Annotated in this window: 17 protein-coding genes and 3 pseudogenes; 13 read left to right on the forward strand and 7 right to left on the reverse strand. The window is 67.2% G+C overall.

What is annotated here, in order from left to right:
* Positions 1-341: 341 nt before the first annotated feature.
* Both OCT49_RS00205 and tpg read right to left on the reverse strand, forming a co-directional pair.
* Positions 342-1,079 carry a DUF1963 domain-containing protein gene (locus tag OCT49_RS00205; protein WP_283849844.1) on the reverse strand — a complete coding sequence of 246 codons (738 nt, stop codon included), beginning with the start codon at positions 1,077-1,079 and terminating at the stop codon, positions 342-344.
* Between the two features lie 223 nt (positions 1,080-1,302).
* Positions 1,303-1,941 (reverse strand): telomere-protecting terminal protein Tpg, encoded by a 639-nt coding sequence (gene tpg, locus OCT49_RS39985; RefSeq protein ID WP_502963444.1) that lies wholly within the window; start codon positions 1,939-1,941, stop codon positions 1,303-1,305.
* 963 nt (positions 1,942-2,904) lie between these two features.
* Here tpg and OCT49_RS00215 point away from each other — a divergent pair.
* A complete protein-coding gene (locus tag OCT49_RS00215) occupies positions 2,905-4,146 on the forward strand; it encodes a hypothetical protein (protein ID WP_283849845.1) in 1,242 nt (413 codons plus the stop codon).
* Positions 4,147-4,326: 180 nt separating this feature from the next.
* Here OCT49_RS00215 and OCT49_RS00220 read toward each other — a convergent pair whose 3' ends face one another.
* Positions 4,327-5,064, reverse strand: coding sequence for an SDR family oxidoreductase (locus OCT49_RS00220; protein ID WP_283849846.1), 738 nt, complete (start codon positions 5,062-5,064; stop codon positions 4,327-4,329).
* A gap of 92 nt (positions 5,065-5,156) precedes the next feature.
* Between OCT49_RS00220 and OCT49_RS00225 the strand changes: the two genes are divergently transcribed.
* A complete protein-coding gene (locus tag OCT49_RS00225; RefSeq protein WP_283849847.1) occupies positions 5,157-6,059 on the forward strand; it encodes a LysR family transcriptional regulator in 903 nt (300 codons plus the stop codon).
* A 462-nt stretch (positions 6,060-6,521) separates the two neighbouring features.
* On the forward strand, positions 6,522-8,162 hold the full coding sequence (locus OCT49_RS00230) for an IS4 family transposase (protein ID WP_283849848.1): 1,641 nt from the start codon (positions 6,522-6,524) through the stop codon (positions 8,160-8,162).
* A gap of 51 nt (positions 8,163-8,213) precedes the next feature.
* Here OCT49_RS00230 and OCT49_RS00235 read toward each other — a convergent pair whose 3' ends face one another.
* The gene (locus OCT49_RS00235) at positions 8,214-9,404 is read right to left on the reverse strand and encodes an MFS transporter (RefSeq protein ID WP_283849849.1); all 1,191 of its coding nucleotides are present in this window, start codon (positions 9,402-9,404) and stop codon (positions 8,214-8,216) included.
* A gap of 144 nt (positions 9,405-9,548) precedes the next feature.
* Between OCT49_RS00235 and OCT49_RS00240 the strand changes: the two genes are divergently transcribed.
* From OCT49_RS00240 to OCT49_RS00255, 4 genes and pseudogenes are all read left to right on the forward strand, one after another.
* Positions 9,549-10,121: a TetR/AcrR family transcriptional regulator gene (locus OCT49_RS00240; protein ID WP_283849850.1), complete on the forward strand. Its 573-nt coding sequence runs from the start codon at positions 9,549-9,551 to the stop codon at positions 10,119-10,121.
* Between the two features lie 713 nt (positions 10,122-10,834).
* Positions 10,835-12,207 (forward strand): annotated as a pseudogene (locus OCT49_RS00245) (transposase).
* Positions 12,107-12,648: pseudogene (locus OCT49_RS00250) on the forward strand (transposase); the annotation flags it as partial. The pseudogenes OCT49_RS00245 and OCT49_RS00250, both read left to right, overlap by 101 nt.
* Complete coding sequence (locus OCT49_RS00255; protein ID WP_283849851.1) at positions 12,645-13,088, forward strand: hypothetical protein; 444 nt, start codon at positions 12,645-12,647, stop codon at positions 13,086-13,088. The pseudogene OCT49_RS00250 and the gene OCT49_RS00255, both read left to right, overlap by 4 nt.
* A 9-nt stretch (positions 13,089-13,097) precedes the next feature.
* Here the strand turns inward: OCT49_RS00255 and OCT49_RS00260 are convergent, their stop codons facing one another.
* Complete coding sequence (locus tag OCT49_RS00260) at positions 13,098-13,367, reverse strand: helix-turn-helix domain-containing protein (RefSeq protein WP_283849852.1); 270 nt, start codon at positions 13,365-13,367, stop codon at positions 13,098-13,100.
* A 311-nt stretch (positions 13,368-13,678) separates the two neighbouring features.
* On the opposite strand from OCT49_RS00260, the gene OCT49_RS00265 reads away from it, so the two are divergent.
* From OCT49_RS00265 to OCT49_RS00280, 4 genes and pseudogenes are all read left to right on the forward strand, one after another.
* Positions 13,679-14,278 carry a TetR/AcrR family transcriptional regulator gene (locus tag OCT49_RS00265; protein ID WP_283849853.1) on the forward strand — a complete coding sequence of 200 codons (600 nt, stop codon included), beginning with the start codon at positions 13,679-13,681 and terminating at the stop codon, positions 14,276-14,278.
* Positions 14,275-16,065: an alpha/beta fold hydrolase gene (locus OCT49_RS00270; RefSeq protein ID WP_283849854.1), complete on the forward strand. Its 1,791-nt coding sequence runs from the start codon at positions 14,275-14,277 to the stop codon at positions 16,063-16,065. Before OCT49_RS00265 ends, OCT49_RS00270 begins: the two co-directional genes overlap by 4 nt.
* A 394-nt stretch (positions 16,066-16,459) precedes the next feature.
* Positions 16,460-16,705 (forward strand): hypothetical protein, encoded by a 246-nt coding sequence (locus OCT49_RS00275; protein ID WP_283849855.1) that lies wholly within the window; start codon positions 16,460-16,462, stop codon positions 16,703-16,705.
* A gap of 120 nt (positions 16,706-16,825) precedes the next feature.
* A pseudogene (locus OCT49_RS00280) lies at positions 16,826-17,236 on the forward strand (transposase); the annotation flags it as partial.
* A 35-nt stretch (positions 17,237-17,271) separates the two neighbouring features.
* Here the strand turns inward: OCT49_RS00280 and OCT49_RS00285 are convergent.
* Positions 17,272-18,524, reverse strand: a protein-coding gene (locus OCT49_RS00285) for an IS3 family transposase (RefSeq protein ID WP_283849835.1) whose coding sequence is annotated in 2 segments (ribosomal slippage) — positions 17,272-18,242 and positions 18,242-18,524 — 1,254 coding nt in all. Because the reading frame shifts where the segments join, the coding sequence is not laid out codon by codon here.
* A 78-nt stretch (positions 18,525-18,602) separates the two neighbouring features.
* Between OCT49_RS00285 and OCT49_RS00290 the strand changes: the two genes are divergently transcribed.
* Positions 18,603-18,920: a hypothetical protein gene (locus OCT49_RS00290; RefSeq protein ID WP_283849856.1), complete on the forward strand. Its 318-nt coding sequence runs from the start codon at positions 18,603-18,605 to the stop codon at positions 18,918-18,920.
* A gap of 555 nt (positions 18,921-19,475) precedes the next feature.
* On the opposite strand, the gene OCT49_RS00295 is transcribed toward OCT49_RS00290, so the two are convergent.
* Entirely contained in the window at positions 19,476-19,850 is a 375-nt protein-coding gene (locus tag OCT49_RS00295; RefSeq protein WP_283849857.1) for a DoxX family protein, read from the reverse strand.
* A gap of 95 nt (positions 19,851-19,945) precedes the next feature.
* On the opposite strand from OCT49_RS00295, the gene OCT49_RS00300 reads away from it, so the two are divergent.
* On the forward strand, positions 19,946-20,596 hold the full coding sequence (locus OCT49_RS00300) for a TetR/AcrR family transcriptional regulator (protein ID WP_283849858.1): 651 nt from the start codon (positions 19,946-19,948) through the stop codon (positions 20,594-20,596).
* Positions 20,597-21,057: the final 461 nt, after the last annotated feature.

Here is a 21,057-nt window from a genome sequence, read left to right on the forward strand (position 1 = left end):
CAGGGGCGCCGGTGTTACGCAGGGCGAGGCGCCGGTCGGCGATCCGCACGTGGGGGCCGCCGTCGGCCCGGTGGTGCGCCAGGGCCTGGCGCACCACCGGCCGGACCCGTTCGAACCTGTCCGTGCCGTAGCCGCCCAGGAGCTCGTCGACGACGTCGCCTCCCTCTGCGGCCGGGGCCGTCCTGCACGTCTCCAGCGCGGAGAGCGGGTACCGCTCCAGCACGGCTGCGGCCTGCCCGAGCTGCACTTATCTCCAGCATCCGTTGATCACCTGAAGGAGACCTGCCAGGACGACAGTTCGACCGGACCTCGCGCCATCTGGGAATGCCTTCTGGACCACGTCAGCCGACTATGTCGTAGCAGGCCCGGGCCCGGGTGAAACGGCCAGCGGCCAGGTCGTCCCGGCGAATCACCCAGTGGACCCTGCCCAGAAGATCACCGTCGTTCGCCCCGATCTCCGCGAGCAGCACCCAGTCGTCCGGGCCGTGGTCGTAGTCCGTGACGGGATCGTTGTTCCAGACCCAGGGGTAGCCGCCTATCTGCACCGATCCGCTCGTCTGTACATCGTCGGAGGTTTCCCACCACACCTCGCCCAGCTCCTCACCGTGCGGGAACTCCTCGGTGTAGTCGCCGTGGTTGGGCAGCGAGGGATCGATCACCAGATAGAGATCACGGGCCGAGTGGACCTGTGGCGGCCACTCATCGCCCGGACCGCGTCTGGAGACTGGCCTGCCAGCCGGGACATAGAGGAGCCGGGACCAGTCGCGTCGTGTCCACGGGTTAGATTCAGATGTGTCCGCGAAGAAGAGCAGCGTGCCGTCCTTCGGCAACGGGAGGTCCGTCGCGCCCGGTGGGATGGCCGCGAGGTCGACCGAGGCGAGGAACGGCAAGTCCGGCACGGGCTCGTCCTCGGGCATCGGCGGCAGCCCGCCGAGCTGTCCGACCACCGGGCCGTGACTCGGCTTTCCTGCGCCCAGCATTGCGCATGGACGGACTGTTGTATCGAGCCACCGCTCGACCTCGTCCTGGGGTATGCCCTGGTCGCGGGCTAGGTCGCGGAACGGATCCATCGATCTCATATTCACAGAATATCCAGGGGCGATCATTGTCCGCCTACCAGGCGGCCGCACCGATCAATCCGAGTGGCCTCCGTTGCCACCCAGGTTCGCAACCATGCGCCACAGTCCCGGCCAGCAAGAAAGTCACACGTCGGTGCACCGGAAGTGGACGAGGAAGGTGCGGAGCGACACAGCGGGACATCAGGGCCTCTTATCCTCGACTGACTCGACATCACCGAGATGTTCAAGAGGCCCTGCTGCTATGCACGGCTGAGCCTTGATTGCCTGAACGAGACCCGCTTGGAGGACGGTTCGAGCAAGTCCCCTGCCTTCCGGTTTGGGAATCGCTTCTCAAGCCACTGTTCGAAGACCACGCCAAACACCTGGCCACGGCAATCGACAACCGCTCACGACACTGCCGGTGACAACTACCTTGCTTCGACTCATCGGCAGCTGTAATGCCGGGGTCAGGAATTTCTTTTTCAGTAGGAAATATCGACGTATTCGATACTTGTGAATTCCATTTCCAGGTCCTGGGTGCGGTGTCCGCCGTCCTGAAAATAGATTTTTTGATTCCGTCGGCGATCACTTTGTTCGGTGTCTGGTCGCCGATGCCCTGCCGTGCATCGAAGAGGCGCCTGGCGTAGTGGACGGTGAGGCGGCGCTGGCGGCCTTCGTCGGTGGTGCCGACGGGGACCCGGTAGCCGAAGGTGGCGCGGGTCTCGATGGTGATGCCGGTACTGGTCGCGGCCCGTTTCTTCGCCCGCCGGCGGATCCTGGGCTGCCACCGGGCCCGGACCGCGGTCTCGATCCGGGCCGCGATGTTCTTCGGCGGGTTCTTGCGCTGGCCCTTGCGGTAGCGCTCGACGGAACGCTGGATGATGCCGAGTTCGGCGGCGACGGCCCTGGTCCGTCTTGAGCTGCTTCACCAGGAAGTTGGCCTGGGCGGGCGGGGCGGCGGTGAACGTCTCCTGGGCGGTGCGCTCGATCGCGTCGACGACCAGGACGTCGTCGGCATCCGCGGTGCCCGGCCGGATGCTGCGTGCCACGGCTACTCTCCTTCGTCCAGCGACGCGTCATGCCCGTGTAGGTTCTCAACTTCAGTGTCAGGCGCCGACCCTGTGACCTGGATGTTTCCCTTGAGTCTCACGATGTGTCGGCAGGCGGCTGTCTCAGATCGGTGTCATTTCCTCAGGCCGTCCAGCAGGCTGCAACGCGGTCCGGGGCGTTACGAACCTGCATCGGCAACCATCCGTTCCACCCACTCACACACCTTCACTGCTCGCTCGATACGGCTGACGGTGTCCTTCAATGTAGAGGTTCACCTCCCCAGTAGTTCTCGCTGGAGTGCGGCGATTTTCCCCCTCGCCGAGATGGGCCGACTGATGAGGAGATGGGTGGGGGTCGGAGAAGCGGCGGCAGGCCGGTGCTTCTGGTAGTCGGACGGGCTGATCGTTCGAGTTGAGCAACCGATCGCGTGGGTGACCGCCGGTCTGCCGACCGGCGCGGTCCAGCCGTCGCCAGCACTGCCAACGATATGGCGAGTCGACACTTCGGCTGATCAGTGGAGACCCCACCGACTGAGACTGTGCCAGGCGGTCTGAGACCGTACAGTTCCTGTTGACGTGCAGCGCAGGTTGCGCGGACACGCCGTTGCACTTTGCGTGATCTCGGCTGTGTCGCTGCGGTCGCGAAAAGCAGGTTGCACACGAACGTCCCGAGCGTCGTCGCCGACAAGCGCCTGCGGTACTACGGACGGGATGATCAGCCCATAATTGGAGTCAGTGCCGAGCGACCCGGCGCACCGCACCCGCCCCGGGTGCACTCACCGCGATCGGAGAGCACCGTGAAGAACAGGGCGTTGTGGCGTGTAGTTGACAGCGAGAGTGGCAGCCAGTCCATCGTCAGCACGCCCTCCGAGGCGGTCGCGTTCGTCAACAGCCGGTTCGCCACCGATGACGACGACGAGCCGTTCAGCATCACCGAGGTCGGTCCTCTCCTTCCGAAGCCGCTCGGGGTCATCACCGCATGGGCCGCCGAGAAGGACGGCGAGGGAACCGACGGGCGTACTACCCCGATCACCATCAGGCCGGTTGTGACGGACAACGCCAGCGAGTGCGATGACGTCGTGCTCTGGGGCGACGTGTACGTCTCCTGGGACCACGACATGTACACCGTTGAGGGGCCGGACGGCTCCGAGTATAGCGAGGCTTACAGCGCAGCCGAACTGAGCGAGATCCTCGACGAGTACGCCGGCGACTACGAGTACGCGCCTGAAGGGCCCGACAGCCACAGGTGGCCGAAACCGGAAGAGTTGATCACCTACGGCGCCCAGGAGTGTGCCAAGCGGTTCGGGCACCTCGACGACGACGCCTTGCTGTGGCTCGCTGCCACCCGCATCACGCTCGCCGTGTGGCGCAACACACCCGTCGAGAACTGGCACGCCGGGAAGAGTCCGCTGCACGACGGCACGATGATGCGGATCAACACGGCAACCACCCGACTCGTGCGCTCAATGCTGTCGTTCGACCATGTCAACTGGATCGATCTCGGTCTCGCGATCGTCAACCCGTCCCGGGTTCTACCGACCGGGCAGTCCGTGCTCGAGCTCGGGCTGGCCTGCCACAACCCTGACGACCCGGCGCACGAGGTTGATCCGCGCGAAGAACTCGCGGAGATGGCACAGGACGCGATCGCTTGGGGGCGAACGTACCGCCTTCGCGAGAAGGAGTTCGGCCTGCGAACCCTGATCGAATACTTCTGCGCGTTCGACAACGGCTGGTTCGGAGCACCGAGTTGGGAGCGCATCGTCGATCGGTTCCTTACAGCTGTCAACAACCGGGAGAATGCGCACTGGCGCATGCACCGGGACGAGCCTTGGTTCGACGAGTGGTTCACCAACCGCCCGGCCGACATTGCGGACACCACGGAACTTCGTCGGCTGCTCCATGCCGGGCCCGACCTGCTGTCCGAGGAGGCCGCCGAATGGTGCGTGGAAGGTGCCATCGGCTACATCTGCCAGGACGACCACGCGAACGGCTGCCCGCGGTGCGATATCCCGCTGGCAACGGAGTCCCCAAACGAGTGAACGTGGGCAGCCTCCTCCGCGAGCACTACGTTTGCATCCGCGTGAGGCGCACATGTCCTGTCGCGTTGGGCTTGTCTGTGGATCTTGCGCTGAGCTGCGGGGTTGCCAGGTTCGACGAGAACGCCCGGCCCCGGACTCTCAGCGCATCTGGTTTCTGCGGAATCCACGGCGGGTTCGTGATCACCAGGGGACGACGCCGTCGTCCTCGAAGAACGAACCGGTCGGGCCGCCGTCGGGCAGCGTGGCGAGCCGGATCGCCGTGGTCGCACCCTGTTCAGGGGTACGGGGCCCTTGGAAGCCCGTGAAGTCGGTCGCGACCAGACCCGGGCAGGCGGCGTTGATCAGGATGCCCGTACCGGCGAACTGCCGGGCGTACTGCACGGTGAGGGCGTTGAGGAACGACTTCGACGGCGCGTAGGCCGCCATGATCGGGCCGATCTCGAGGTCCGGGTCCGATTGCCGGGTCAGGGAACCGACGCTGCTGGAGACGTTGACGATGCGTGGCGAGGCCGAACGCCGCAACAACGGCAGCATCGCGTTGGTGACCCGGACGACACCCATGACGTTGGTGTCCACGACCGTGCGAAGCACCTCCAGGTCGAGTGCGGTCGGGTCCTGCACCCACCCCGGGCCCATCTCGCCCGAGATGCCGGCATTGTTGACCAGGGCATCCAGACGCCCGGCCAGCCGTTCGATCAGTTCCGCGGCATCAGTGACGCTCCGGTCGTCGGTCACGTCCAGCGGTACCCCGAACGCGTCCACGCCGACGGCGCGCAGCTTCCCGACGGCGGTTTCGCGCCGGGCCGCGTCACGGGCTCCCACGCCCACGCGGTACCCGAGGCCACCCAGCCCGGCCGCGATCTCGTATCCGATGCCCTTGTTCGCGCCGGTCACCAGCGTAATCATCGTTTCGCTCATGCCGATGATGTTGGCTCGCGGACGAGTGGCGCGGCCAACACCGATACGGTGTCCTGTCATACCTTCCGGGTATCACCGCGTATGCTGCGGCCGTGGACACCCTGGAGACCCGCGAGTTGAGGTACTTCGTGGCTGTCGCCGAGGAACTGCACTTCGGACGCGCCGCCGAGCGTCTCGGCATGGCCCAGCCGCCGCTGTCGCGGGCGATCCAGCAGCTCGAACGGCGCCTCGGGGTCCGCCTGTTGCAGCGCAACCGCCGCGGTGTCCTCCTGACCGGTGCCGGAGAAGTGCTGTTGCGCGAGGGCCTGGCGGCCCTCGACGCGACCGCTGCCGCTGCTCGCCGCACCCGGCGCGCGGGCGGTGCCGACAGCCCTGGCGGCCCCCACGGCCGGCTGGTCCTTGCGGTGAAGGCCGCCGCGTCGCACGAACTGCTGCGGAAGCTCCTCGACGCCTACGCGGTCGAGCCCGGCAGTGCCGAGATCGAGGTGCTGCTGTGCGGTCTGTGCGAGCAGGAAGAGTTGCTGCGCGACGGACGTGCCGATGTCGCGCTCATGCACGCACCGTGGAACTCCCTCGCGGGGTTCGACAGCGAGGCGCTGACGACCGAAGGGCAGATCGCCATCCTGCCCGCCGGGCACCCGCTCGCCGCCCGCGAGACCTTGTCCCTGGCCGATGTCAGGGACGTCCCGGATCTGCCGCTCGCCCGCTGGCCCACCCACGGCACCTACGCACCCGGTCCGGGCCCCGAGATCCACAACCAGACGCAACTGGCTCAGTTGATCGCTCTCGGACGCACCGTGGCGGTCGTCCCCGACTCCGCTCGCTCCTGGCTGTGGGCCGAGCACACGGCCGTCCCCTTGACCGACGCACCTCCCGTCGTGACCCACATCGCCTGGCCCGCGCACAGCCGCTCCCTCGCCCTGGCCGACCTGGTCCGCACGGCTGCGCGGCTATGGACAGGTCCTGCCGCGAACGCCCGGAATGCGAAACGGTGAGAATCCGACAACACGGATGAGATCCGGTGAGAATTCGTCAGCTTCGGTGCGACCGGACAGCACACGCCGGACCTGAGGCAAGGCCACCCGAACAAGTGACGACAGTGGCCAGCGGTTCTCAATCTGAAGTTCCCCCCGGGGCCTGGACAGCGGGTGTTTACGCTGCGGGGGTGAGGTCCTGCCTGAGCAAGGTTCTCGTTTCGAGCGGGGTGACGTACCCGTACTCGGGATGCCTGCGGAGTCGGCTGCGGTTGTACTCGATCTCGATGTAACGGAAGACGTCGGCCCGGGCAGCCTCGCGGGTCTCCCAGACGGTGGTACCGATCTCGGGCCCTGACCCAAGGCCGGGTAGTTAACGTTTTCGCAGGTCATGCGCGCCAGTTGAAAGATTTCCGACGCAAGAGCAACGGAGCTCGTTGGTACAGGCAGTCGTCCAAGACAGCTTGTACTCGAGGAGCTCCGTTGCCGTTTCATCATGTCCTGCCGGCCTCGGTGATGGCCATCACCCGTACGGTCACAGTGGCCGCGGGCCGGTTCGCGCCCGGGCGTCTGGGCGAGTTGACGCCCGTCGTGCCGTTCGAGCTCATCGACGCGGTCCTGGCGGAGACCCGCTCGGTGCAGAGACGACTGCGCGATCTTCCTTCGCGGGTCGGGATCTACTTCCTGCTCGCGATGTGTCTGTTCCCTGAAGTCGGCTACCGGCTGGTCTGGGACAAGCTGACGGCCGGGCTGGCCGAAGTGCCGGTGGCCTCCCCCACGCCGAAGGCCCTGCGTGATCTGCGCCGACGACTGGGCAGTGCGCCGGTGCGGGCGTTATTCGAGGTTCTCGCGGGGCCTCTGGCACGGCCGACGACACCCGGTGTGCGGTTCGGGCCGTACCGGACTGTGTCATTCGACGGCTGCAGTTCGCAGAAGGTCCCCGACTCCGGGCGAAACAGGGCCTGGCTGGGGCGAACCTCCCATCACGGCTATCCCACACTGGAGTTGATGACGCTGGTCGAGACCGGGACACGGGCCCTGATCGGCGCAGTGTTCGGACCCACCGCCGAGGGCGAGACCAGCTATGCCTCGCGCCTGCTGCATCTGCTGCGGCCGGACATGCTCGTCCTGTGGGACAAGGGCTTCGACGGCAACGACTTCCTCGCTTCCGTCACCGCGACCCGCGCCCAGTTCCTGGGCCGACTCCGCAGCAACCGGCGTACCCCCGTCCTGACACGTCTCGCCGACGGCTCATACCTGTCGGTGATCGCCGCCGTGAAGGTACGTGTGATCGACGCGAACATCACGGTGACCTGCGCGGACGGCACCGTTTTCACCGGCTCCTACAGGCTGGTCACCACTCTGACCGACGCCCGCCGATACCCGGCGGCCGCGCTGGTGGGCCTCTACCACCAGCGGTGGGAACACGAATCTGCGTACTACGCGCTCCGCCACACGATCACGAACGGGCGCGTCCTGCGCTCGGGCGACCCGGCCGGCGTCGAACAGGAGATGTGGGCCCTTCTCACCCTCTACCAGGCCCTGCGCACCATGATGGTCGAGGCCGCCGAGTCGCTGCCCGGCACCGATCCGGACCGCTGCTGCTTCACCATCGCGCTCCAGACCGCCCGCGACCAGGTCGTCCAGGCCGCCGCCGTCATCACCGACCCCGCCGATGTCGGCCGCGTCGGGCTGATCGGGCACCGGATCCTGGCCCGTCTCCTGCCGCCCCGACGGCAGCGCGTCAGCACCCGCAAGGTCAAGTCACCGATGTCCCGTTACAGCACCCGCCATGACGACGGCAGGCCCGACACCAGCCGCACGATCACCGGTCTCGACATCAGCGTCCTCGAACCTCGCGAACCGCACCCTCAACTCCCCGCCATCTCCCGCGACGACCGGCACACAGCCCTCGCCGAGCGCCGACGTCACCGGATCCTGGGCCTGCTCGAGGAAAACCCCACCCGCCTCTGGCGCCCCCGTGACATCGCTTCCCACTTCGGCGACATCACCATGGAGACCATGTATCGGCAGCTCTCCAGATGGGCCGAGACCGGCCTCATCCACAAACTTGGCCCCGGCCTCTACGCCGCCACTGCATGGACCCCAACACCCCTTGCGTGACCTGCGAAAACGTTAACTACCCGGCCTTGGGTCAGGGCCCGTCTCTCGGCGTCAGGCAGGGGCGCGTCGGAGGATCACGACGGGGAGAAGCAGTACTGCGCCCGCGACGACCGCGACCCAGAATCCGTTGCCCGCGCCGAGCCCGTCGATCACGGGCCCGGCGGCTGCGGGACCGATCGCGGTGCCGAGGCTCAATCCCGCGGTCGCCCACGTGAGGGCCTCGGTGAGTGAAGCCTGTGGGACATTCTTCTCGATGAGGCGGGAGCTGAGAATCATGGTGGGGGCGAAGAAGACTCCGGCGACCAGGACCGTGGCGGACAGTGCGCCGATCGATCCGGCGAACACCATGGGTACGGTGGTCAGCGCGGTGGCTATGAGGCCGGCCCGCAGGAGTTCGTCGATCGGGCGCGTGATCACCCTGCTGCCGAACACGAAGCCCGAGAGGCATGATCCTGCCGCGTAGGCGGACAGCACGATGCTCGCCAGTGCCGTGTTGCCCCCGGCCTCGGCAAACGCGACGGAGACGACATCAACGGTGCCGATGATCACTCCCATTGCCGCCATGGCGACCGCCACGAGGGCCACGGTCGGATCCGAGAGAACCCGGAGCAATCCCGAACCGTTCAGCTTTTCACCGGGCAGTGTCCCGGTGATCGGCGGCTCGGTGCGGCGCTGCGCGGTCAGCCACAACGTTCCCGCCAGCGAGAAGATGCTCGCGGCGACAAGTCCCGCCTGGGGGAACAGGGCGATGCCGAGACCTATGGAGAGGGGAGGCCCAAGGATGAAACAGAGCTCGTCGAGCACGGTCTCCCAGGAGTACGCAGTGTGTATGTCGTCCGTGTCACGAAGAATGTGACTCCAGCGGGATCGCACCAACGCCGGGGCGCTCGGGGTCACTCCGGCCAGCAGGGCGAAGACGAACAGGAGGACCTCGGGCCCGTCGGAGGCCGAGGCGGCAGCCATCGCCCAGATCCAGGCGGTGCCGAAGAGCGCGACGGGGACGACGACGCGACCCTGCCCGTACCGGTCGACGAGGCGGGCCACCTGTGGTGAGGCCACAGCGGCGACCAGGGTGTAGCAGGCGGCCAGCGCACCTGCCAGGGCGTAGCTGCCGTGGGTCCGGGAGACCATCGTGATGATGCCAATACCGACCATGGACAACGGCATGCGCGCGAGCACACCGGCGGTGGTCATGGGGGTGGCACCGGGATGCCGGAACAGCGTCGCATAGCGAGTGAACACGATTCTCCTGCCTGCCGATTGAACGCGAGCCATTCACATACATCGCGTATGTGAAGGACGCTAATTGACATACGCCGCGTATGTCAATTACGTTGTGCCTCACCGAGGGACGGAGGAGCCGTGGGGCGCAGGACCCGTGCGGAGATGCTGGACACCACCCGGCAAGCCCTGATCGAGGCAGGCCGGCGCCACTTCGGCGAATTCGGCTACGCGGCGACGTCGATGGACGACCTGACGGCCTCGGCTTCGTTGACCAGGGGCGCGCTGTATCACCATTTCGGCGGCAAGAGCGGTCTGCTGGCGGCTGTGGTGGAAGCGGTGGACGCCGAACTGGGTGTGAGCCTGGACGCCGCCGCGGCCGAAGCCCCGGACCCGTTGGGCGCTCTGACGGCCCGCTGTGTGGCCTATATCGAACTCACCCAGGCGCCGGACGTACAGCAGATCATCTTCCATGACGCCCCGGCCGTGCTGCCCGCTGCGGTCGAGTCGTCCACTGCTTCCTGCATCCGGTCGATCACCGACGCGATCGACCGCGCGCAACGCGCCGGGGACGTATCCGCACAGGTAAGCGCCTCGACCCTGGCCGTACTTCTCAACGGTGCACTGGTCGATGCCTCGCGCTGGGTCGCGGCCGGCCGCCCGGAGGATCACACGGCCCGGCAGACGGAAGCGATCGCCGCGGCCCGTCTGATCGTCGCCCGTCTCGGCAGCCGGTGATGACCTCTCCGCTCCTGCCGGACCTCTCCCTGTGGGAACTCGAGTGTTCTTCGGGGCTGTCCGGGGAACTCCATTCCGGGCGCACGGCCGAGCGGCCCCGGATCTCCGGTGGTGTGTCCCACAGATGATCAAACGGCTGGAAGGACAGGTCGGCGGGCGCTGTTCGAGCGCACGGGCCGGCGTGTCACGCTGACCGCCGTGGGCGCAGCGTTGGCCGCCGAGGCGAATCCCGCGATCGGCCGTCTGCGGCGGGGTTTCGCCGACGCCCAGGCCGGGGGCCTGCTCCCCGGAGCGTCCTCTGCGGAGAGGTTTCCAGGGGGCGGTGTACGAGTCTCTGGGTCGAGTGATCGCGACGCTCCCCGCGGAACTCACGCGCCTGGTCGAGCTGCCGTGGACCGACCCGTTCCCCGGTGGACAAGAGACAACCCCAGACCAGCAGGCCTACGCCCCCGCGAACCCGCGCTCACACGGTCTCAACCAATCCCGGATATCCCCAGCACGCATCACGCCCCGTGCCTCAACTACCCCCAGTGCCTCTGGTGCGCGCCGAGCCTCGTCGGGTAGCTTCTCGCGTCAGCTTGTCGTTTAGCGTCCGGCCTCGAACAGAAGGGTCCAGTGATCACTCGTTCGGGTGTTCCCGGGACGGCGGTGCGGCCTTCGCATGGTCCTGAACTCGACCAAGAGGTAAAGGACTTGATGCGAAGGCCGCAGTGATGAGTGTGGTGCAGCAGGGTGTGCAGGGCGAGCCGTTCGCGGAACTGTCACGCTTCCGGGGGTCTCCTACGGCTGCCTGACTGGGCGGCGCGACGCGCTGTTCGAGTTGACCGAGGCGGTGTTGTGCAGCAACGGGCCGGTCAGGACACTGGTCGACCTGGCGTTGGCGCCCGAGCACTGGCGCGGGCACGGCGCCCTCTACGCCGCGCTGAGCCGGGGCCGGGTGGACGCCGACCGGCTGCGGACCGAGCTGGCCGGCCTGCCGCTGCCGCGAGCCGCCGACGGTCGCCTGGTGCTCGCGGTGGACGTCTCGCCGTGGCTGCGGCCGACCGCGCATACCTGCCCGGACCGCTCGTTCTGCCACACCTTCGGCCGCGGCGACGCCAAGCACCAGATGATCCCGGGCCAGCCGTACTCGTTCGTGGTCGCGCTGGAGCCCGGGCGGACATCGCGGACGGTGGTCCCGGACGTAGTGCGGCTGGAACCCGGCGCCGATGTCGCTGCCGTCACCGCCGCCCACCTCCGCAACACGATGGTCCGGTTGATCGGTGCCGGGCCGTGGAAGGCGGGTGCTCCGGAGGTCCTGGTGGTTATGGACGCCGGCTACGACGCCCCACGGATCGCGCACCTTCTCGGCGACCTGCCGGTGCAGGTCCTGGGCAGGCTCCGCTCGGACCGGGTGATGCGCCGACCGGCGCCCAGTCGCGCGGAGTTCGCTGCGGCGAACCCGGCCGGTGGCCGACCGCCCAAGCACGGTGGCGAGTTCATCTTCGGCGCCCCCGCCACCTGGGGCACCGAGCAGGCAGTGACCACCACCGCGACCCGCCGCTACGTCCGGGCCTGGGACCGGCTGCACCCGCGGCTGACCCGGCGGGCGGCATGGCTGGAGCACAACGGGCCGCTGCCGGTGATCGAGGGCACGGTAATCCGGCTCGCGGTCGACAAGCTGCCCAGTGGCGGGGTGAACCGGCCGGTCTGGCTCTGGTGGTCACGCACCGACGCCGCCCCGACCGACGTTGACCGCTGCTGGCAGGCGTTCCTCCGCCGCTTCGACCTGGAGCACACCTTCCGCCTGCTCAAGCAGACCCTCGGCTGGACCCGGCCCCGCCTGCGCGACTGCGAGGCCGCCGACCGCTGGACCTGGCTGGTGACCGCCGCGCACACCCGGCTTGGAACCCCACCCCCTGAACAGAAGATCACCCAGTCAACCCGCGAAACCCCAGCCCACAGAAACCCTCCCTACGCAGACCCACCAACCGGCGACATAAACCAAGCCCCGACAGCGCCGGAAGGCGGACCCGGGCCTGGTGGTGCTCGACACCCAGAGCGTTCACGCGGCGGCCGGGGTGCCCGCGGTGTCGACGGGGTGTGATGCGGCAAAAAAGTACCGGGCCGCAAGCGCGGCCTGGCTGTTGACGTTCTGGGGCTGGTGATCGCGGTGGTCGTGGCGGCCGCGTCGGCGCACGAGAACGCCGTCGGGATCGCGCTGCTGGACAAGGTCGCCGCCGACACCGACGCCGTGGAGAAGGCCCTGGTCGACCAGGGCTTCAAGAACGCCGTCGTCGCGCATGGTCAGAAGGTGGGCATCGAGGTGGAGATTGTCGAGCGCAATCCCGCGCAGACCGGGTTCGTTCCCCAGGCCAAGCGGTGGGTCGTGGAACGCGCCTGTGGGATCTTGATGTTGCACCGCAGGCTGGTGCGCGACTACGAGCATCTGCCCCGCACTTCGGAGTCGCGGGTGTACTGGGCGATGACTGCGGTGATACTGCGGCGGCTGACCGCGGCGACCGTACCCGCCTGGCGCACCGCATGACCGGTGGGGAGCTGACGCTCGGCGCGGTACTGGCACGGCTGGAGGAGCGGGAACGGGAGATCACCGCGCAGGCCGAGACGACGCGGGAACAGATCACGCAGCTGACCGCCCGGCTCGACGAACTCGGCCGGGCCGCCGAAGAAGTCCGGATCACCCGCAAGACACTGCTGGCGCTGCCCGACCCCGGGCCGCCCGCGCCGCCGGCACCGAAACTGCCGGATCATCCGGCCTACCAGCAGATCATGGCGGTGTTCACCGCGGCCGACCATCCGCTGCGTGCGCGGCAGGTGTGCGAGGCGATGGACGTGGCGGTCGCGCCCAACAACATCAACAACGTCCGCCTCAAGCTCAAGCGGCTGGCCGGCCGCGGAATCCTGGCCGAGACCGAGCCAGGACTCTTCGCCAGGCCACGACCGCAATCGCCCGGAACTCAGCCCTGACCAGCACGCCTACTCGAGGTCCATGGCCGCGTCGGCCGATGTCTCACGGCCCATCGCCTCGGACGGCGCGGTCTTGATGCTGCCCGGAGCCCAGCCGAGTACTTCCTCGAAGCTTCGGGCAACGGTCGGGGTGGGCAGGTCCCCACGGTCGCGTTCAAAGGTCCTGATGGTCGCCTCACTCAGCCAGGTGCGGCGCGCGAGTTCACGCTCCGAGATGCCCTCGGCCTCTCGGAACTCGATGAGGGCTCTCGCCAGCCGTGTCGAATCCTCTCCGCTCATGACCGCAGTATGCCGCCGAGCCCGGGCCGAGATGGCCCTTTTGCTCGGTCCCATGCCAGGGCACCGGGCGGCGGCAACACGTCCGCCAGGCCGAATCCCAGTCGATTTGTTCGTCCTCGCCATGTGACCGGCACTCGTTAACAGCCCTGATCTGCACGCCAATCCCCTAGCAGAGTCATATACAAGGCAAAAACTCGCATACCGCCCTCTGAGGGGGACCGCCGCAGCAACGCGGCGGTCCTACCCGACCAGGCCTCGAGCTGAGGCGGATCACTTGCGCAAAATCTATAGACCGGTCTATTCTTTGGGTCATGGCATCCAAGGGAGACAAGACCCGGGCTCGGCTCGCCGAATCGATGCTCGAACTCATCCAAACCAGCGGCTACAGCGGCACTGGTCTGAACGCAGTGATCGAGCACGCCACGGCCCCCAAGGGATCGATCTACTTCCACTTTCCTGACGGGAAGGAGGGTTTGGGGGTCGCCGCGATCGAACTCGCCACTCAGCAGTTCGAGGCTCTGATCGCCGAATCTGTGGCCTCGTCGGGCGGCGCTGCCGCAGCGGCACGCACCGTCGTCGAGACTTTGGCCACCATCGTGGGCGAGAGCGACTTCCGGCTCGGCTGCCCGGTATCCGTCGTTACTCTCGAAATGGGTGCGGAGAGCGAGCGGCTGCGTCATGCCTGCGCAACGGCCTTTGAATCATGGATCGCTCCGACTGCGAGGTTCCTCGAAGCGAACGGGCTCGCTACCGAGAACGCCCGCAGCCTAGCGACCGTCATTGTCTCGACGATCGAGGGCGCAGTCATTGTCTCCCGCGCGACGCGTAGCACCCAGCCGCTGCACACGGCCGCCGAAGTTGTGTCCGAACTCATCGCACATCGCATCAACAACACGGAAGAGGCCCGATGAAAACTCATAGAACGTCACGACATGCACTAATTTTCGGAGCATCCGGACTCATCGGACGACACCTCGTCATGACCCTGGCCGAAGCAGGCGCGAACGTGACCGCGGTGGTGCGAACTGGCGAATCAGGAGCTCGCGTCATGCGGTGGCTCCGCACGCACGGTCTGACACAACCCGTCAACGTGGCAATCGTCGACTTCGACGCGCCTGAGATCCTGGTGGGCGGCACGGCGGCCTTCGCGGACGTGACTGAGATCCATAACTGCGCCGGCTCCTTCCGGTTCGGAATGCCAGCTGAGGAGGCGCGCAGCGCGAACGTCGGCATCGTCGAGAAGCTGATCGATTTCGCTTCGGATCTCCCGCAATTGCAGCGCCTGGTGCACATTTCCGGCTACCGCGTCGGTGGCCAGAATCCCGCTGCCGTGCCTTGGTCGGACGAGCACCGCGCGGCGGTGTATGCGGAGCTGGGTGGCTATGAGGCGTCAAAGGTTGAGTCCGATGCCATCTTCCAAGCCCGGGCCGCCGAGCGTGGGGTCCCCTGGACCATCATCAATCCGGCCACCGTGATTGGCGACAGCGCAACCGGTGAGTCAGATCAACACATTGGGATCGCCACCACTATCGAGCAGATGTGGCGCGGCACCGCGTCAGCACTCCCCGCCGGGAAGTCCACGTTCGTCCCGGTCCTGACAGTCGACTACATGGCGAACTTCATGGCCGCGGCAGCGGTCGATCCCCATGCTGCGGGCAAAGCGTACTGGATCCTTGACGATGCGACCCCGCCGCTCGGGGACCTGTTCACCCATGTTGGTCAGCACCTCGGCGCGAAGGTCCCGAGCCTGAGGATCCCGATCGGTGTCATCAAGCGCCTTCCCCAATGGGTCACCAAAGCGGATCCGGAGACCCTCGGCTTCCTGTCCTCCGATCGATACCCGACGGGGCCCGCCATCGAACTCGCCGCAAGGCATGGCATTCCAATGCCCGATGTACGGATCTCGCTCGAACGCTGGGCGGACTACATGGCCGCACACCGGTTCGGGGCGTCGAAGGGCGACGAACGATGGTTCATCGATGCAGGAGGCGTGCGGACATTCGAACTCGGCGCACCTGGATCCAACAAGTTGATCCTACCGGGCTTGCCGGTCAACGCCGATACCTGGGCCGACGTCGCCGCGAGCATTGGCGCGCGAGCGGTCGATCTGCCCGGCCTCGGCCTGAGTGGCGGATCGGGCATTCGGGACTGGGAACGCTGGCTGCCAGCGGTACTGGGCGAGGAACCTGTCGAACTCATCGGCCATTCCATCGGTGCGGCCGCGGCCGTGCTCGCGGCAGACCGGATTCCGGCTCGAGTCTCATCCCTTACGCTGATCGCACCGTTCTTCTTGCAACCCCTTGCAGACGCGGGGACTAGGTTGCGGCCGTTCGTACGCAGTTACCTGCGACACACGGATGCACACCAGCTGTCACGTCGACTTACTGGGTCAGATGCGAGCGCGACGGCGCTCGCGACCACAGTTGACGACCTCAGACGTGGCCGTGCCGCGTACGTGGCCAGCCAGCTCGTACGCACAGGATCGAAGCGCTGGCGCGCCGAGCTATGGGAAGCGCTCAGGCGGTTCGATGGCCCCGTCCATATCATCACGGGAAGCGATGACCCGCTCGACCGGAGCGCCGCGAACGAGCTTGCAGCGCTCCCGAATGTCAACCTCGTCTCGGTACCGGGTGCCGGACACCACCCTCAGCTGACCCACGGTGACGCACTCATCGATCTACTCAAGGACTTGAAGTAGACAGGCGTTCCGGGGAAGCGTGCACACATGAGGAGCGGCCGCCCCACAGCACGCGACGAACGATCTGCCTCCTCGAGCTCAGAACCGGAGCCGCCCAGCAGGAAAAGCCTATTAGCCTCGGGCTTTCACGAGCCAGCCTCTCCGGGGCTTGATCGAGCGGATGGGTAGCGGCTCTGACCTGCAACGATGGGGCTTGTCTGAGTCCTGTCGGCTGCCAGGAAGGAAGCACTCTCCAGGTGAAGAAGCGCGGGCGGGCGTGCCCGTCTGTCCGCTGTAAAAGCGCTGGTCGCGGGTGCGGGCTGTGCGGGACGCTGGGTACATGCCTCGACGCCTCATGTTCGTGCAGTTGAAGTCTGGTTATGACACCGACCGTGGACCCTCGTGGATCGGGTGGGTGGACTTCTCGAAGACTTGGAGCACTGCGTATTTTCAGGGAAGGACATTGCGCCGGGCAGGCGGGATGTTCGACGCGAACTTCTACGACACGCAGACCAATGAGGAGTTCTGGGTCTCCGGACCGAAGCGGGACCGCTCCGACACCCGCTATGGCCCGTCCAACCCGGAAGTCGAGCCGGATGCCGTTGAGACCTATCACGCGTTCCTGGATGGCGCGGCCCTGCCAGGGCGGGAGAAGGGCTGACCCGGGCTCCCCGCGAGTGAGCTTGTCCGGGTCTTGATCAATCAAACGGAGAGTGCCTCTGACCTGGGACGATAGGGCTTGTCTAGGGTCCAGTCGCCGCAGGGAAGAAGCACTCTCCAGGTGAAGAAGCGTAGTGGGCTCTATCCGCGCGTCCGTGTCCGGGGCGGTGGGGCTGGTGCTGTCTCGCAGGCCGGTGGGGTGCTGCTGGTGGAGACCGTCCGCCGGATTGGCCTGGACACAGCATTGTCGACGGCGCTGGAGCCGTGGCGCAGGCCGCGGGCGGTGCACGATCCCGGCAAGGTCCTGCTGGACCTCGCACTGGCGGTCGCGCTGGGCGGGGACTGTTTGTCCGACGTGGCCATGCTGCGGGCCGAGCCCGACTTGTTCGGCCTGGTCGCCTCCGATCCCACCGTCTCCCGTCTGGTCGACACGCTTGCCGCGGCCGGCCCCCGGGCCCTGGCCGCCGTGCGGCAGGCCCGTGCCGAAGTCCGCGAGCGAGTCTGGAGCTTGGCCGGTGACGCGGCGCCGAATACGGCCGATGAACCGCCCCGGGTTCGGTAGAGATCTCAGATTGTGGTTGTGACCTGGGGTTTCGTGGATTCCATGTAGTAGTTGGCTTCGTACTCGACGGGCGGGACGTGGCCTATCTCACCGTGGAGCCTGCGGTGGTTGTACCAGTCGGTCCATTCGGCGGTGGCCAGCTCGACCTGGGCGAGCGATTTCCAGGGCCGCCGGGGCTTGATCAGCTCGGTTTTGTACAGGCCGATCGTGCTCTCCATCAGGGCATTGTCGTAGGCGTCACCGACCGATCCGATCGAGGCGGCGATGCCGGCGGTGTCCAGATGCTCGGCGAGCCGGAAACTCGTATATTGCGATCCGGCATCCGAGTGGTGGATCAACTCGCCCGGCCGCACCGGATGTTGGTCTCGGTCACGTTGCCACACGGCCATCTCCAGGGCGTCCAGGACGAAGATCGTTTCCTTCACGGTGGCTGCGGACCAGCCCACGATCCGGCGGGAAAACGTATCCACGACGAAGGCGACGTGGACGACACCGGACCAGGTTTTGACGTGGGTGAAGTCCGCGACCCAGCAGCGGTTCGGGGCAGCGGCGACGAAGTCGCGGTCCAGCAGATCCGGCGCCCGTTCGGACTGGCCGCCGGGCAGCGTGGTGATCACGCGCTTGCCGCGGACCGCTCCGGCGATGCCAAGTTCACGCATCAGGCGCTCGACGGTGCAGCGGGCCACGCGGTGGCCCTGCCGGTTCAGCTCACGCCAGATCTTCCTCGCCCCGTAGACACGGTAGTTGGCCTGGAAGGCCTCGCTGATCCGTTCCTTCAGTTCGGTATCGCGCACGGTCCTGGCCGACGGTGTGCTCCGGCGTTTGTGGTGGGCGTAGTAGGTGGAAGGGGCGATCTTGCAGTCGTGCTCGGTGAGCGTCCTGCAGATCGGCTCGACGCCGCCGAAGCGGCCCTTGTGCTCGTCGATGAACGCTACGAGCGTGTGTGTGGCCGGTCGAGCTCGGCCGCGAAGAAAGACGCCGCGGCCTTCAGGATCTCGTTGGCCCGCTTCAGCTCGGCGTTCTCCTTCTTCAACGCCTTGAGCTGGGCGGACTCCTCCGTCGTGGTCCCCGGCCGCTGCCCGGCGTCGATCTCGTGCTGCTTGACCCAGTTCCGCAGCGTCTCGCGGGAGCCGATGTCCAGCTTCTCGACCACCGCCTGCAAGGCCGCGGTCTCGGTCGGGTGGTCGCCGCGGACCTCGGCGACCATGCGCACCGCACGTCGGCGCAGCTCAAGCGGGTAACGGGAAGGTCGTGCCATGACTCGATCCTTTCATGAAATCGAGTCTCCACTTCACCCGGGGCGGTTCACATCAGCATCGACGACGACAACCTGATCGTGGAGATCGAGGGGCTGGACAAACTCTGGGCGCTCAAGAGCCGCCTGACCATTCCGCTGGCCCACGTGCGCGGCGCCACGGCTGACCCCGGGATCGTCAAGGAGCCCAAGGGGCTCCGATCCCCGGGCGCCCATGTCCCGGGCGTCGTCACCGCCGGCACCTTCCACATCGACGGCGAACGGGTCTTCTGGGACGTCCGCAACCCGGCGAAGGCGGTGGTCATCCAACTGGCCGACGAACGCTACGCCCGCCTCGTGATCCAGGTTCCCGATCCCCGCGCGACCGTGTCACTCGTTGAAGGCGCCCTGCCCAACTGACCCCGCCCACGCGCAGACAACTTGGCCGGCCGAGCCCATTCCAGGGCACGTCGTGGCCGATCTCAACCACCTCTTCCGGCCCGGCATTCGCTGGGCCGAAGGGTACCGGCGCGGCGTCAGGCAGCTGGTGAGACCCAAGTCCTGGAACTTGTCAGCGAATGCGTGGCCCGCCGGTGGTGTCCGGGGAGAAGGTGCGTAAACGATGCCCTCCAGCGAACCGGGGGACCGGCAGGCGGGACACACGGCCGCGTGCCGAGAACGACACAACGACGGTGACACCGAGGCCCTGGTCGGAGCCGCCGGCGACGGCCTGCTCCTACGATTGCGTCCTGTCCCGTGCTGCTATGAGAACGGCCACCGGCTGATCTGCGAGATGTCGACGCTCGAAGGAGACCAGCACGGTGTCCGCACCGGAGAGTCCGCCCCTGAACGCCCTTGCCGCGAGAACCCTGCTGCGGAGAGTCCCGACCCGCTGCGTGCCATGAGCCGCGAACCCCGCCCAGTCCCTCGGCGTCACCCAGCTGAGGAGTCCTGAGGCGATGTGGGGGGGGAGGGTCAGGGGGAGGAGAGGGAGCGAAGTGCTCCCCAGGCGGTCAGCAGAGCCACCACGAGCACGGTGAGGTTGCCGATGCTGTGGGGATATTCCCCTCGGGTGACATGCACGACCGCACCGCCGGCCATGATGACGGCGAGGCCGACCGCGGCGGCCGGGGTGAGTACCGGGGCGATGTTCGTGGCGCGGGGGAGGATCAGCCCCACCGCACCAAGTACCTCCAGTGCTCCGATCGCTTTGATCGTCTCGGGACGGAAGTCCACGACCCACGGCATGAGGGGGACCATGGCCTCCGGGGACATGATCAGCTTCATCCCGCCGGCGGCGGTGAACAGTACGGCGAGGAGGGCCTGGGCGACCCACAGGACGACGGACACGGCACACTCATTCCATAAGTGAAGGGAACCCTGCGGTTTGTTGCGCTCAAGCTACCAGAAACCGCAGCACCACCTTCACTTGTAGAATCCAGGCCATGGGATCCGAGCAGGGCCGAAGGCTGCGCAGGGACGCCGAGGCCAACCGGCAACGCATCATGGCGGCCGCCCGCACCGTGTTCGCCGAGCGCGGACTGGGCGCGCCGCTGGAGGACGTCGCGCGGCAGGCCGAAGTCAACATCGCCACGCTCTACCGGCGTTTCCCCGAACGGGAAGCCCTGATCGAGGCGGTGCTGACCGACCGCATGACTGATCTGGCCCGCCTCGCCGAGGAGGCGATGCTCAACCCCGACCCCTGGGAGGGCTTCAAGGGCTTCGTCGAGCGCATCTGCGCCATGCAGGCCGCCGACCGCGCCGTCACCGAGGCCTTCACCGCCTGCTTTCCCGACTCGCCGGCCATGGAAGAGCCACGTTCCCGCGCGATAGAAGCCCTTGACGCCCTGATCCGCCGAGCACAGCAACAACACCGCCTGCGCCCCGAGATCACCAGCAGCGACGTCATCCTGTTCTTGATGGCCAACACAGGCGTTCTGTCCTCCACCCGACACGTCGCCCCCGGCGCCTGGCAGCGCCTGGTCGCCCTGCTGCTCGACTCCTGCCGCCCCGACGGACCCTCGTCGCCGCTGCCGCCCGTTCCCGGCCCTGAGGAGCTTCACGACGCGATGCTCGCGGCACGGCCGCGTCGCTGATCGAAGCCCCTGCGGCCCAGGCGCCTTTCCGGGACAGTTCCTGACCCGAGAGGAACCGCGGGCGTTGAAGACGTCGGCCGAGCAGGCCGGCCGGCCCATGGTCTCGATCATGAGAGCAGAGAGCCCGGGGCAGACGCCGAAGGGCGGCCGGCGCATCGAGCAACCGATGCGCCGGCCGCCCTTTCGCTTGCGTCAGACCGCCTCGAACGCTCGCCGGATCAGCGGTGCTGCCTTCTCCAGGTCGGCTGCTGAGGCGAGGCGTACCTCAGGTCGCCGGTCCCGAGACGCCCGATGCCGCGCACGACAGACGCCTTTGGGCCGGAGTCCTGAACTGTGCGCGCGGCGGCGACCGGCTCGGCCTGGAGCAGGTCGGCGACGGTGCAACGGGCCGGGCTCGGCCGCGGTGAGGTTACGGATCATGAAGTGGGCGACGTGGGCTTGGTGGCCGAGGTGCCAGAACC

It is taken from the genome of Streptomyces sp. ML-6 (assembly GCF_030116705.1).
In the GTDB taxonomy this organism is placed as follows: Bacteria; Actinomycetota; Actinomycetes; order Streptomycetales; family Streptomycetaceae; genus Streptomyces.